We start from the raw sequence: 14,652 nt of genomic DNA on the forward strand, positions 1-14,652 counted from the left end.
TGATAGCAGACTGACAGCGAAAATACTTCGGCTCGGCGATGGCGGAAAGACAGCTAGCCAACGGCTTAATCGCCGCCCTCTTTACTTTGCCGCTCGGCCGTTTCGATCGCTACAGACCAATTGTGCCGTGCCTGCTGGGCATTTGCGTAAATTTTTTCCAGGCCGTCGCTGTCGCGCTCGACCAGCATCTTGCGCATGCGGATCAGCTGGACCAGATAAGCGTCTAGCTCGTGCAGCAAAGCGGCGCGATTGGCGAGCGAAATATCGCGCCACATTTCCGGCGAGGAACCGGCGATGCGCGTGAAATCGCGGAAGCCGCTGGCGGCGTACTGAAACAGAATCGGCGCATGCGGCTTCGACGCGATGTCGTCCACCAGCGCGTAGGCCAGCAAGTGCGGCAAGTGACTGACCGACGCAAAGACGGCGTCGTGCTCCTGCGGAGTCAGGCGATGAATCAGCGCCCCGCAGGCCTGCCAGGCTTGCGCCACACGATCGATATCCTGTTCGGTGTTTTCCGGCAAGGAAGTAATCACCGTTTTCTTGCCCACGTACAGATCGTCCAAGGCCGCATCCGGACCGTTTTGTTCACGTCCGGCGATCGGATGCCCCGGCACGAATTGCGCGATCTTGTCGCCCAGGGCTTCGCGCGCGGCGGCAACGACATCGGCCTTGGTGCTGCCGGCATCCGTGACGACGGTGCCCGGCTGCAGATGCGGCGCAATGCTTGCCAGAATCGCACCGGTCTGAGCAACCGGCGCCGCCAGCATGATCAGGTCCGCACCTTGCACGGCATCGGCGACATCGGTGCTGAGTTCATCGATGATGCCCAGTTCCTTTGCGCGCGCCAGCGATGCTTCCGTACGACCGACACCGACCACGCGCTCTACGGCGCCGGCTTTTTTCAATGCCAGTGCAAACGAACCGCCGATCAGGCCGACGCCAAAGACAACTATTTTCTTCACTATGTTCAGCCTTCAGCCCAGAACGACTTTCAATGCGTCGATAAACGCAGCATTTTCTTCCGGCAGGCCGATGGTGATGCGCAGCCATTGCGGCAAGCCGTAGTTGCCGACCGGGCGCACGATGATGCCCTTCTTCAGCAATGCCAGGTTGACGCGCGCACCGGCGCCCTCGTCATCGCCCACCTTGACCAGCACGAAGTTGCCGTACGACGGCACGTACTTCAAGCCCAGCGCGTCGAATGCAGCGATCAGTTGCTGGTAGCCCTGCGCATTGATCTCGGCGCTCTTTTGCAAGAATGCCTTGTCGTTAAGTGCAGCAACCGCAGCCGCCTGCGCCAGCGAATTGACGTTGAACGGTTGGCGGATGCGGTTGAGCAAATCGGTCACGCCCGGCTGCGCAATCGCAAAACCGACACGCAGACCGGCCAGCCCGTAAGCCTTGGACATGGTGCGCGAGACGATCAGATTCGGATAAGTGCGCACCCAGTCGGTCGACTCATATTGCAAATCGGCGGACAGGTATTCGTTGTAGGCTTCGTCGATCACCACCACGACATGTTGCGGCACCGCCTTGAGGAAAGCATCCAGCTCCGCCGGCGGCAGGAAGGTGCCGGTCGGATTGTTCGGATTGGCGATATAGATCAGGCGCGTATCGTCGGCGATGGCCGCCGCCATGGCTTGCAAGTCGTGACCGAAATCCTTGGCCTTGACCTCAATCGCGCGTGCGCCAACGGCTTGTGTCGCCAGCGCATAGACCAGGAAACCGTATTGCGCGTAGACCACCGACTGTGTCGGCTGCACGAAGGCATGCGCCGCCAGTTCCAGGATGTCGTTGCTGCCGTTGCCGAGCGTGATCCAGTCTTGCGGGACGTTGTACTTGGCGCTGATGGCGGCCTTCAGGTCGAAGCCGTTGGCATCGGGATAGCGGCCGATATCGGCGACGGCCTTCTGCATGGCCAGCTTGGCCGACTCCGGCATGCCCAACGGGTTTTCGTTGGATGCCAGCTTGATGATCTTGCTCTCTTCCAGGCCGAACTCGCGCGCAACTTCGGCGATCGGTTTGCCTGCTTGATACGGCGCGAGCGCGCGCACGTAATCCGGACCAAATTGTGTGGACATGATGAACCTTCGTATGACTTAAACGGTGAAAGGATAAGAGCCCAGCAGCTTGAAGAAAGCAGCGTTCTCTTTTAATTCGGCCAGCGCCTTGGCGACTTTTTCGTCTTGCTCATGGCCTTCAAGGTCGACGTAGAAATAATATTCCCACGCCCCCATGCGCGCCGGACGCGACTCGAAGCGCGTCATCGACACGCCATGTTTTGCCAGCGGCGCCAGCAGGTTGTAGACCGCGCCGGCCTTGTTCGGCACCGACAGCACGATAGAGGTCTGGTCGCGCCCCGACGGCGCAGTTTGCAGACGGCCGATCACCGCAAAGCGCGTGCGGTTGTGCGGATCGTCCTGGATATGCGCGTTGACGGTTTGCAGGCTGTATTTCTGCCCGGCGATCTCGCCGGCGATGGCGGCTACGGTGACATCTTCGCCGGCCATGCGCGCCGCTTCGGCATTCGATGCCACGGCCTGGCGCTCGATCGATGGGTAGTTCTGATTCAGCCACGCATTGCACTGCGCCAGCGCCTGCGAATGCGCACAGATGCGCGTGATGCCTTGCATGCCGCCGTCCTTGGTCATCAGGCTGTGATGCACCGGGATCGAAATTTCACCGCTGATACGCAGCGTGGTTTGCAGCAGCAGATCCAGCGTGCGGTTGATCACGCCTTCGGAAGAATTCTCGATCGGCACCACGCCGAAATCGGCAGTGCCGGCTTCAGCGTCGCGGAACACTTCGTCAATGGAAACGCAAGGCAAGCCCTCGACGGCGTGGCCGAATTGCTGATACACGGCTTGTTCGCTGAAGGTGCCTTCCGGGCCGAGATAGGCGACCACGACGCGCTTTTCCAGCGCGCGGCAAGCCGACATGACTTCGCGGAAAATGGTCTGGATGTCAGAGCCCAGCAACGGGCCGGGATTGCGCTCGGCCGCCTTGCGCAACACCTGCGCTTCTCGCTCGGGACGGAACACCGGCGCATTGGTCTCGGCCTTCACATGGCCGACCTCCTGCGCAACGCGGGCGCGCTGGTTCAGCAAATCGAGGATTTGCGCATCGATAGCGTCGATTTTCTGACGCAGGGGTAAGAGTTTATCGTCACTCATAGAGGTCTTTCTGATTCAGTCTTATTCCGGCCGTTACAGGAAACGTTTTTCCATCCGGCTCTCGGAGAGCGGCTGACAAAGCGCCGGTGGCAAGGCGCGCCGACGCAGACAGTGCGCTAGCACGGCAAGGAGGCGCAACGCCGCCAGCGGTGCTTTGCCAGTCGCTCTCAGCCGTGAGTTTGTTCGAAGTCGCGGAGATACGTCACCAGCGCCTCAACACCTTCAATCGGCATCGCGTTGTAGATCGATGCGCGCATGCCGCCGACCGACTTGTGGCCTTTCAGCTGCAGCAGACCGCGCTCTTTGGCGCCGGTCAGGAATGTCTCGTTCAATGTCTCGTCATGCAGGAAAAACGGCGCGTTCATGCGCGAGCGGCAGTCCCTGGCAATGCGGGTTTTATAAAATTCAGTGCTATCCAGATAGTTGTACAGCAAGTCCGCCTTGGCGATATTGCGGCGCTCCATCTCGGCCACGCCGCCCTGGCGCTTGAGCCACTGGAACACCAGGCCGGCGATGTAAATCGCGTAGGTCGGCGGCGTGTTGTACATGGAGTCGTTGTCGGCGACGATTTTCCAGTTGAAAGCGGAAGGACAGATCGGCAAGGCATGGCCCAGCAGGTCTTCGCGCACGATGACGATGGTCAGGCCGGCCGGACCGATATTCTTTTGCGCACCGCCGTAGATGACCCCATATTTGGAAACATCCACCGCGCGCGACAGAATGTGCGACGACATGTCGGCGACGATAGGCGCATTGTCGGTATCGGCAGCAACGTCAGGCGTGAACTGGTACTCGACGCCGTCGATGGTTTCGTTGGTGCACAGGTGAACGTAGGCGGCATCGCGCGACAGCTTCCACGACTCGCGCGCCGGAATGCTGGCGAACTTCTCCGCCTCGGACGATGCGGCGACATTGACCTCGCAATAACGGCGCGCTTCCTTGATCGACTTGGTCGACCACGAACCGGTGTTGACGTAATCGGCAACGCCGGTCTTGCCGCGCAGCGCCGCCAGATTCATCGGGATGATGGCGTTCTCGGCGATGGCGCCGCCTTGCAGGAACAGGATCTTGTAATCGGATGGAACCGCAAACAGCTCGCGCATATCGCGCAATGCTGCTTCGATGATCGACATGTATTCCTTGCCGCGATGGCTCATTTCCATCACGGACATGCCGCTGCCGTGCCAGTCCAGCATTTCATCGGCAGCTTGCTGCAATACTTCTTTCGGCAATACGGCCGGGCCAGCGGAAAAATTGTAGACCATGATCCAGGATAAAAATAAAGAAAAGACGAAGCAACGATACAAGAACGCAAGCAGGAAAGACAGGAACAGAAAGCCCGGCAAACAGGCGGAACAAACAAAACAATAAGTGCGGCAGGATGAAAATGACCGGCCATCAGCCGGTCATTTTCTGTTCAGCCCGGCTTATTCCGCAGGTGCGTCGCCTTCGCCGGCAGCAGCATCGCCACCTTCGGAACCAACAGCACCTTCGACATCGTCTTCAGCCTTGTCTTCTTCGGCATCGGACTCGACCACACGCTGCAAACCGCTCAGCTTGGTGCCGTCTTCCACTGCGATCAGCGTCACGCCTTGCGTTGCGCGACCCATTTCACGGATTTCCGCGACGCGGGTACGGATCAGCACGCCGCCGGTGGTAATCAGCATGATTTCATCGCTGGCTTCCACCAGTGTTGCCGCAACTACCTTGCCGTTGCGCTCGCTGGTCTGGATGGCGATCATGCCCTTGGTGCCGCGGCCGTGACGGGTGTATTCCGTGATCGGCGTACGTTTGCCGAAGCCGTTTTCGGTTGCCGTCAGAACGGACTGCTGTTCGTTTTCGGCGACCAACAGGGCGATGACCTGCTGACCGTCTTCCAAGTTCATGCCGCGCACGCCGCGCGCCGTGCGGCCCATCGGACGCACGTCGTTTTCGTCAAAGCGCACGGCCTTGCCGGAATCGGAGAACAGCATGACGTCGTGCTGACCGTCAGTCAGCGCAGCGCCGATCAGGAAGTCGCCCTCGTCGAGGTCGACCGCGATGATGCCGGCCTTGCGCGGATTGCTGAAGTCGGACAGCGGCGTCTTCTTGACGGTGCCGAGGCTGGTCGACATGAAGACGTAACGGTCTTCAGGGAAAGTACGATTCTCGCCGGAAACCGGCAAGATGACCGTGATCTTTTCGCCGTCTTGCAGCGGGAACATGTTGACGATAGGCTTGCCGCGCGAATTGCGCGAGCCTTGCGGCACTTCCCACACCTTCAGCCAGTACATGCGGCCGCGGTTGGAGAAGCACAGGATGTAGTCATGCGTGTTGGCGATGAACAGCTGGTCGATCCAGTCGTCGTCCTTGGTCGCCATGGCTTGCTTGCCGCGGCCGCCGCGTTTTTGCGCGCGGTATTCGGAAACCGGTTGCGACTTCATGTAGCCGGTGTGCGACAAGGTCACGACCAGGTCTTGCGGCGTGATCAGGTCTTCGGTGCCGAGGTCGGTAGCGTTGAGTTCGATGGTCGAACGGCGCTCGTCCTTGGCGCCGATGCCGAAGTCGTTCTTGGCGGCGTTCAGTTCGTCGGTGATGATTGCAGTAACGCGAGCCGGCTTGGACAGAATGTCCAGCAAGTCGGCGATCTGCTCCATGACTTCCTTGTACTCGTTGACGATCTTGTCCTGCTCCAGACCGGTCAGACGCTGCAGACGCATTTGCAGGATTTCCTGCGCCTGATCGTCGGACAGCTTGTACAGGCCGTCGTTCTGGATACCGTAGTGCGTCGGCAGATTTTCCGGACGGAAGGCGTTGATGCCGCCGGTGTTTTCTGCGCCGGTACGCGCCAGCATCTCGCGCACCATGGACGAATCCCAGGCGCGCGCCATCAGTTCGGTCTTCGCGACCGGCGGCGTCGGCGCCGCACGGATGATAGCGATGAAGTCGTCGATGTTAGCCAGCGCAACGGCCAGGCCTTCCAGCACGTGACCACGTTCGCGCGCCTTGCGCAGTTCGAAAATGGTGCGGCGGGTAACGACTTCACGGCGGTGCGACAGGAAGCATTCCAGCATCTGCTTCAGGTTCAGCAGCTTGGGCTGGCGATCGACCAGCGCCACCATGTTCATGCCGAAGGTGTCTTGCAGCTGCGTCTGCTTGTACAGATTGTTCAGCACGACCTCAGGCACTTCGCCGCGCTTGAGTTCGATGACCACGCGCATGCCGGACTTGTCGGACTCGTCGCGCAGATCGGAAATACCGTCCAGCTTCTTGTCGCGCACCAGTTCGGCGATACGTTCCAGCAGCGCCTTCTTGTTGACCTGATACGGCAGCTCGTCGACGATGATCGCCGTACGGCCTTCGCGGCCGAATTCTTCGAAGTGCGTCTTGGCGCGCATGACCACCCGACCGCGGCCGGTGCGATAACCGTCGCGCACGCCGGAGACGCCGTAGATGATGCCGCCGGTCGGGAAGTCCGGCGCGGGGATCAGCTCGATCAGTTCATCCACCGTGCAATTGGCATTCGACAACACGTGCAGCGCACCGTTGATGACTTCGGTGATGTTGTGCGGAGGAATGTTGGTCGCCATACCCACCGCGATACCGGACGAACCGTTAATCAGCAGATTGGGGATGCGAGTCGGCAGAACCGAAGGTTCTTTTTCCTTGCCGTCGTAGTTGGGATCGAAATCGACGGTTTCTTTTTCGATGTCGGCCAGCAGCTCGTTGGCGATCTTGTCGAGGCGACACTCGGTGTAACGCATCGCCGCCGCGCCGTCGCCGTCGATCGAACCGAAGTTGCCCTGGCCGTCGACCAGCATGTAGCGCAGCGAAAAGTCCTGCGCCATACGCACCAGCGTGTCGTAAATCGAAGCGTCGCCGTGCGGGTGATACTTACCCATGACTTCACCGACCACACGCGCACACTTCACGAACGGGCGGTTCCAGACGTTGTTCATCTCGTGCATGGCAAACAGCACGCGGCGGTGCACCGGCTTCAAGCCGTCACGCACGTCCGGCAGAGCACGGCCCACGATCACGCTCATCGCGTAGTCGAGGTAGCTCTTGCGCATCTCTTCTTCAAGGGAAATGGGGATGGTTTCTTTGGCGAATTGATCCATTGGCAAGTCGGAAGGTATTGATCTTGGTTGTTAAATCAGGCCCGCAACAGCATGCTGGAAACGTCCACAGCGGGTAGCGACTTTAAACCAAGCATTCTAGCACGGCGAGCCCTGTTGCCACGGGTTTTAGCTCTGGAGCAATATGCAGCCGCCGGCATAAACAGTTGGAGGCAAGGCGGCAATTATGATTAAAATGCGAGCCTTCCCTGAAAAAATTGCAAATCCGAAGCAAGAGGCATTTTTTCTTTGCGGCAAAATCGGCCCTTGCCAGCGCCTTTTGCAGCCAATCCCAACCTAATCCGCCTCGCCACTGCTTCAACATACTAATTAATATGTCATATAAATTTACTGCCGGACTCCTGCTCAGCCTGCTCGCCGCCTCTGCCGGCGCACAGAATTTCACCAACATCCCGGCGACGCCCGCCTCGTCCGCTTACAACCAGGACAACCAGGGCAATGTTGCGCGCAGTCAATACGGACTGTGCTGGCGCACGGGTTATTGGACACCCTCCGATTCGGTGACCGGCTGCGACGGCGATCTGCAACCGCCTGTCGCCAATCCGATTGCGCCGGCGCTGGTCAGCAATCCGACGGCGATCAGCGCTGCCGGCCAGGTCATGCCGGCCGACGCGGAAAACTGCAACTTCACCGTCACCCTGAGCGGCGACCAGACCTTCGGCTTCGGCACGGCTAAATTGAATAGCGCCGCTGCCGGCATTCTGGATAAGGAAGTCGTCGAAAAGCTGAAAACATGCAGCCAGATTGACAACATTATCGTGACCGGCCACGCCGATCGCCTTGGCGCTCAGAAACATAATCAGGAAATCTCACTCAAACGGGCAGAAGCCGTTTCTGCGTTTCTGAAAGGCAAAAATGTTTCCGCACCGATCCAAACCGTCGGCGCCGGCAATAATGAACCGATCACCAACTGCAGCGACAAGCTTGCCGGAAAGAAATTAACAAGCTGCCTATCACCTGACCGGCGTGTGGTTATTTCAGTGCAAGGGCATGAAAAATAAGGTTTTTTACGCAAAAATTGGCTTTTTTGGCAACTCATATAGTGTGTTCATAGAGGTAAACGTCTTGTTACCAAAAAACAACAGAGTGTTAAAAACGTTGATTGGACTATTTGGCAACGTTCGCCGATTGCACCAGCCTGTGGCAGAATGGCGGCTAAGTTCATTGCACGGCTCCTGCAAAGGGACGTGTGACGACCTGAACACATGATATTATTCGTTTTTTTGATGTCGTAATTTTGTAGCGCAGTTTATCTGCGGATATCTCACCCGAGAGGAGAAACATGAACAAATTAGCAAAACTCGTCTTCGCTGCTGCGTCCGCAGCCATCGCTCTGTCTGCGACTGCACAGGAAATCAAGGACATCAAGGTCCGTCCAAACAGCCTGTACCTGCAAGACGGTCGTGACGTTGTAACTCGCAGCGGTTTCGGTCTGTGCTGGCAAACTGCATTTGTTAACGGCCCTTGCGAAGAAGCTCCTGCTCCAGTAGCTGCTGCTGCTGCCGCTCCTGCTGCTGCTCCAGCTCCTGCTGCTGCCGCTGCACCGACATCGGAAAAAGTCACCTACGCTGCTGACGCATTCTTCGACTTCGACAAGGCAGTCCTGAAGCCAGCCGGTAAGGCTAAGCTGGACGAACTGGTTGCTAACCTGAACGGTCTGAACCTGGAAGTCATCATCGCTGTTGGCCACACTGACTCGGTCGGTTCGGTTGCTTACAACCAAAAACTGTCCGTCCGCCGCGCTGAATCGGTCAAGGCATACCTGGTTTCCAAGGGTGTCGAAGCTAACCGCGTCTACACTGAAGGCAAGGGCAAATCGCAACCAGTCGCAGACAACAAGACTGCAGCTGGCCGCGCCAAGAACCGCCGCGTTGAAATCGAAGTTGTTGGCACACGTAACAAGTAATTGCCGGCACGCGATTTTCAATCGAATTAAACCCCGCTTCGGCGGGGTTTTTTTATGGAAATTTGTTTTGTGTCGGACAGCAAGCCGATTGCTTCGGCTATCATTCATCCTATGAATGCCGATCCTCTAGAACTGCAAAAATTTAGCGATCTCGCCCATCGTTGGTGGGATCCCACTTCCGAATTTCGTCCCTTGCACGAAATCAACCCGCTTCGCCTTGAGTGGATCAATGCCCGCGCGGCATTGCCCGGCAAGAATGTGGTCGACATCGGCTGCGGCGGCGGCATCCTTGCCGAATCCATGGCACGCAAAGGCGCCAGAGTCACCGGCATCGACCTCTCCGAAAAAGCCCTGAAAGTCGCTGACTTGCACGGCATGGAATCCGGTGTTCAGGTCCGCTACGAAAAAATTGCCGCCGAGGATCTCGCCGCGCGTGAAGCCGGACAATTCGATGTCGTGACCTGCATGGAAATGCTGGAACACGTGCCCGATCCGGCCTCCATCGTGCGCGCCTGCTCCGCCCTCGCGAAACCGGGCGGCCATGTATTCTTTTCCACCTTGAACCGCAATCCCAAAGCCTATCTGTTCGCCATTCTGGGCGCGGAGTATTTGCTGCGCATGCTGCCCAAGGGCACGCACGATTACGCCAAATTCATCACGCCGGCCGAGCTGGCGCGTTTCATTCGCGAAGCAGACCTGGAACTCGACGGCATCAAGGGGCTTTCCTACAATCCTTTGACCAAACTGTATTCGATCAATCAGGACACCAGCGTCAACTACATGGTGGCTTGCCGCAAGCCGCTGTAACCGCTGGCATAAACGAAGCCCGGATAAACGGGCTTCGTCCCCACAACAACGTCAGAAATTCACAATGCCTCTGAAGAAGCCACGCGCCATCCTGTTCGACCTCGACGGCACACTCGCCGATACCGCCCCGGACCTCGCTGAAGCAGTCAATGCATTGCGCGCGGATCGCGGCCTGGAACCTACACCCTACGAATTGCTCCGTCCCGTCGCTTCGGCCGGCGCGCGCGGCCTGATCGGCGCCGCCTTCGGCATCAAGCCCGACGACGACGCCTACGAAGAATTGCGCGTCAGCTTCCTGAACCGCTACGAAGCGAACCTGGTCGTCAAAAGCAAACTGTTCGACGGCATCCCCGATCTGTTGAAACAGTTGGAAGCGCAAGGCCTGGCCTGGGGCATCGTCACCAACAAGGCATCCCGCTTCACCGATCCGCTGGTGCCTCAGATCGGCCTGGGCCACGCCGGCTGCATCGTCTCCGGCGACACCACACCGCATACCAAACCGCATCCTGCGCCGCTGCTGGAAGCCGCCAGTCGCCTGCAGCTGCCTGCGGAGGATTGCTGGTACGTCGGCGACGACCTGCGCGACATCCAGGCCGGACGCGCGGCCGGCATGCAAACCGTGGCGGCTGCCTGGGGCTATTGCGGCCATGCGGAACCGGCGTCATGGGAAGCCGATGCACTGTTGCACGATCCGCTACACCTGCTTGACCTGATCAGGTCATAATCACCCTGATCTCAATCGTCGCATTTATTGCAATTGCAGTGCAGCCGGAAGCCCGCTTCCATCCGACTTCCGGCCACATCAAAATATATTGAAGGCGTTTGCCTGCCGCGAGCGCACTTCTCCACGAGGAAACGATCATGGCGAATCATCCCCGTCCTGCCTGGCAACTGCGCACACTGCGCTGGTCCGCATACACCACCACCGTCCTGCTGCTGCTCGCACTGATCAGTTGGCTGGCGCTGCCGTCGCTGGTCAAGAAAATCGCCGCCGAGCAGACCCTGGCAAAAATCGGCCGCAAGCTCGACATCGGCGAAGTCAGTTTCAATCCCTTCATCCTCGCCCTGCGCGTACATGACGTGACGCTCTACGAGCCTGATCAGAAAACCGCCGCGTTCAGCGCCAAAGAACTGGTCGTCAACGCCTCCGCCACCTCCCTGCCGCGATTGGCCGCCATCCTCGATGAAGTCAAACTGGTCGAACCCAGGGTCCACGTCGTCCGCCTCAGCGACGAAGGCATCGGCCGCTACAATTTCTCCGACATCATCGACCGCATTCTCGCCATGCCGAAGAGCGAAGGAGAAACCTTCTTCTCGCTGGCCAACCTGCAATTGCAAAACGGCGCCATCCTGTTCGACGACAAAGTCACCGGCAAGACCATCGACATCCGCACGCTCAACATCGGCGTGCCGTTCGTGTCCAACCTGCCGCGCAACGTGGATACCTTTGTCCAGCCGGTCCTGTCGATGACCGTCAACGGCACGCCGTTTTCGCTCAAAGGCCGCAGCAAACCCTTCGCCAGCTCGCTCGACACCACGCTGGCCATCGACATCAACAAGCTGGACCTGGCGAGCTACGTGCCGTTTGTCCCGGTTGCGCTGCCCGTCAAACTGGAGAGCGCCAAGCTCACCACGCAACTTGACCTCACCTTCAGCCGCGACAAGGACAAACCGCAAATCGCCCTCGACGGCGACGTGACGCTGGCGGATATTTCGGTACAGGAAAAGAACGCAGCGCAATTGCTGAAAGCCGGTTCGATCGCGGCAAAAATCAACAAGCTCGACCTCGTCAAACTCAGCGGCGTCATCGACCAGATTACTATCGACAAGCCCGAAATATGGGCAGAGATGAACAACAAGGGCGAGATCAACTGGACCCGCATCGGCAAGAGCAACACCAAGCCTGCTGCGGCGAAGAAGACCGCGGCCCAAGCAGCACCAACAGCGCCGGCCGCACCTGCAACGGCTGACGCCAAACCGGCTGCCGCCGCACCGGCCATTACCGTCCGCAAATTGATGGTGCGCGACGGCAGCGTCAAATGGACGGACGACGCCAACGCCGCGCCGCGCCAGGTCGTGCAGCTGGAAAAAATCACCGTCGACGCAGAAGAAATCTCCACCGTCGCCGATGCCAAGCCAGCCAAAATCGCCTTGTCGCTCACCGAAAACGGCCACGGCGAAATCGGCTTCACCGGTGAAGTCGCACCGCTTAAAGGCAGCGTCAACGGCAATGCAACGCTGAAATCGGTACAGTTGAGCGGCTATCAGAATTACCTCAATCGTTCCCTCAACGGCGCGCTCAGCGGCAAGGTCTCGGGCCAGACCGAGGTGCAAGTCGCCGGCGGCCAGGTCAAACTCGGCAAGCTCGGTGTCGAGGTGAGCGATCTGAAACTGGCGTCCAAAGCAAAATCCGCAGCGAGCGTCATCGGCGCCAAAACCATCGCCCTGGACAATGCATCGATCGACTTGCAAGCGCGTAAAGCGGAAGCCGACACGTTCCGCATCGCCGGCCTGAACGGCGACCTGCGACGCGACGCCAAGGGCGTATTGAACTTGCAAGACTTGCTTGCCACGTCCGCCGCGTCGGGCAAGCCGGCCGCCGCAACCGACGCTTCCGCCAAAACCGACGCGCCTGCAAAGGCCACAACACCGGCCGCTTCAAACACTGCGGCATGGCAAGCCAAACTGCACAGCCTGGCCATCACCGACAGCACCATCGCCTACGAAGACGGCGGCACCACGCCGCCCCAAAAACTGCGCGCCGAAGGCATCAACCTGAAGGTCGACAATCTCTCCAGCCAGTTGGATCAGACCACCAGGATCTCGCTGCAAACCAAACTCAACAAGAACGGCAAACTCAACGTCACCGGCCAGGCAGCGCCGCAACTGAAGACCATCGACCTTGCCCTGGATGCGCAAAACCTGCCGATTGCACCGTTCCAGACCTACTTCACCGATTACCTCAACGTCACGCTCACCAGCGGCACCCTGAGCACCAAGGGCAAGCTCGCACTGACGCCGCCCGTCAACAAGCAAACGCTGGCGCTGCAATATAACGGCTCGGCCAGCCTGAACAATTTCCGCGTGCTCGACAAGCTGACTTCCAGCGACTTCCTGCGCTGGAGGGTGCTGAACCTGCAAGGCATCAACGCCAAGATCGACGGCAAGCCGGTGGTGTCGCTGGAAAAAATCGCCCTCTCCGATTTCTACGCCCGCGCCATCCTGTCCGATCAGGGCAAGCTGAATCTCCAAGACATCGTCGTCTCCAAAGACCAGCCGCCGAGCTCCGTCACGACGCCGGCCAGCGCCGACGACAAACCCTCCACCACCGTCGCCAAGACCACCACCTCCACAGCGCCGGTCACGCCTGCCGCGCCTGATCCGAATGCGCCGGTCATCCGCATCGGCCAGACGGTCCTGCAAGGCGGCAACATCAATTTCACCGACAACTTCGTCAAGCCCAACTACACCGCCAACATGACCGGCATGGGCGGCACCATCGGCAGCATCGCCTCCGACAAGCCGGCGCCGGCGACCATCGACCTGCGCGGCAAGATCGACAACGACGCGCCGCTGCAAATCTCCGGCGCGCTCAATCCCCTGTTCAAGCCGATGTTCCTCGACGTCAAAGCCAGCGCCAACGGCGTGCAGCTGCCGCGCCTGACGCCCTATTCCGCCAAGTACGCCGGCTACCCGATCACCAAGGGCAAGCTGTCGATGGACGTGCAATACAAGATTGAAAACGACAAGCTGGTCGCGCAAAACGATGTCCGCATCGAACAGTTGACCTTCGGCGACCACGTCGACGGCCCCAACGTCACCAAGCTGCCGGTGATGCTGGCCGTCTCCCTGCTGAAAGACCGCAACGGCACCATCAACCTCAACCTGCCGATTTCCGGCTCGCTGTCCGATCCGCAGTTTTCGATCGGCGGCATCATCATGCGCGTCTTCGTCAACCTGATCGTCAAGGCGGTCACCTCGCCGTTTGCGCTGATCAGCTCGATGTTCGGCGGCGACAGCGCAGGCGAACTCAGCTATATCGAATTCGAACCCGGCTCATCGGAACTGACCGACGACATCCGCAAGAAACTCGATACGCTCGGCTATGCCTTGCATCAGCGTCCGGCCCTGAAGATCGACGTCATGGGCCGCGCCGATCCCGCCGTAGACGACGCCGGCCTGCGCCAGGAACTTCTCAATCGCAAGATGCGCGCAATGAAACGCAAGGACATCATCGAAAAAGAAGGCCAACCCTCCGGCAAGGACCTCGACGTCACGGAAGGCGAGCGCACCAAGTACATGGAAAAAGTCTACAAGGACGAGAAATTCAAAAAACCGCGCAACATGGTCGGCCTGACCAAATCGCTGCCGCCGGAAGAAATGCAAAAACTGATCGTCGACAACACCACGATCACCGAAGACGACCTGCGCAACCTGGCGCAGCGCCGTGCCGACCTGGTACGCAATTACCTGCAAGACCAAAGCATCATCTCGGCCGATCGTATTTACCTGATCGCGCCCAAGCTCAACGCCGAAGGCATCAAGGACAAGGGACAAACCAGCCGCGTCGAGCTGACGTTGCAGCAATAGAGGGGTGGGATGCGCACGACCGCTCTTGATAAGCCGGCAAGCCGCCCCCATACTGAGT

The 14,652-nt window shown here is 59.1% G+C and carries 10 protein-coding genes; 5 read left to right on the forward strand and 5 right to left on the reverse strand.

Features of this window, described 5'->3' with window-relative positions; translation table 11 throughout:
- Positions 1-65 precede the first annotated feature (65 nt).
- The 5 genes from AKL25_RS19910 to gyrA form a co-directional block, all read right to left on the reverse strand.
- On the reverse strand, positions 66-962 hold the full coding sequence (locus AKL25_RS19910) for a prephenate dehydrogenase (RefSeq protein WP_050479456.1): 897 nt from the start codon (positions 960-962) through the stop codon (positions 66-68).
- A gap of 12 nt (positions 963-974) precedes the next feature.
- Positions 975-2,081: a histidinol-phosphate transaminase gene (hisC, locus tag AKL25_RS19915; RefSeq protein WP_050479457.1), complete on the reverse strand. Its 1,107-nt coding sequence runs from the start codon at positions 2,079-2,081 to the stop codon at positions 975-977.
- Between the two features lie 18 nt (positions 2,082-2,099).
- Positions 2,100-3,173 (reverse strand): prephenate dehydratase, encoded by a 1,074-nt coding sequence (pheA, locus tag AKL25_RS19920; protein ID WP_050479458.1) that lies wholly within the window; start codon positions 3,171-3,173, stop codon positions 2,100-2,102.
- Between the two features lie 167 nt (positions 3,174-3,340).
- Positions 3,341-4,438 carry a 3-phosphoserine/phosphohydroxythreonine transaminase gene (gene serC, locus AKL25_RS19925; RefSeq protein ID WP_050479506.1) on the reverse strand — a complete coding sequence of 366 codons (1,098 nt, stop codon included), beginning with the start codon at positions 4,436-4,438 and terminating at the stop codon, positions 3,341-3,343.
- Positions 4,439-4,600: 162 nt separating this feature from the next.
- Positions 4,601-7,273 carry a DNA gyrase subunit A gene (gene gyrA / locus AKL25_RS19930; RefSeq protein ID WP_050479459.1) on the reverse strand — a complete coding sequence of 891 codons (2,673 nt, stop codon included), beginning with the start codon at positions 7,271-7,273 and terminating at the stop codon, positions 4,601-4,603.
- Between the two features lie 215 nt (positions 7,274-7,488).
- Between gyrA and AKL25_RS19935 the strand changes: the two genes are divergently transcribed.
- The 5 genes from AKL25_RS19935 (at position 7,489) to AKL25_RS19955 (ending at position 14,594) form a co-directional block, all read left to right on the forward strand.
- A complete protein-coding gene (locus tag AKL25_RS19935; RefSeq protein WP_240475806.1) occupies positions 7,489-8,292 on the forward strand; it encodes an OmpA family protein in 804 nt (267 codons plus the stop codon).
- Between the two features lie 281 nt (positions 8,293-8,573).
- Positions 8,574-9,197 carry an outer membrane protein OmpA gene (gene ompA / locus AKL25_RS19940; RefSeq protein WP_050479461.1) on the forward strand — a complete coding sequence of 208 codons (624 nt, stop codon included), beginning with the start codon at positions 8,574-8,576 and terminating at the stop codon, positions 9,195-9,197.
- 111 nt (positions 9,198-9,308) lie between these two features.
- A complete protein-coding gene (ubiG, locus tag AKL25_RS19945; RefSeq protein ID WP_050479507.1) occupies positions 9,309-10,004 on the forward strand; it encodes a bifunctional 2-polyprenyl-6-hydroxyphenol methylase/3-demethylubiquinol 3-O-methyltransferase UbiG in 696 nt (231 codons plus the stop codon).
- A gap of 64 nt (positions 10,005-10,068) precedes the next feature.
- On the forward strand, positions 10,069-10,728 hold the full coding sequence (locus AKL25_RS19950; protein ID WP_050479462.1) for an HAD family hydrolase: 660 nt from the start codon (positions 10,069-10,071) through the stop codon (positions 10,726-10,728).
- A gap of 137 nt (positions 10,729-10,865) precedes the next feature.
- Positions 10,866-14,594 carry a DUF748 domain-containing protein gene (locus AKL25_RS19955; RefSeq protein WP_050479463.1) on the forward strand — a complete coding sequence of 1,243 codons (3,729 nt, stop codon included), beginning with the start codon at positions 10,866-10,868 and terminating at the stop codon, positions 14,592-14,594.
- Positions 14,595-14,652 lie beyond the last annotated feature (58 nt).

It is taken from the genome of Herbaspirillum rhizosphaerae, from assembly GCF_001189965.1.
GTDB classification, from domain to species: Bacteria; Pseudomonadota; Gammaproteobacteria; order Burkholderiales; family Burkholderiaceae_D; genus Herbaspirillum; species Herbaspirillum rhizosphaerae.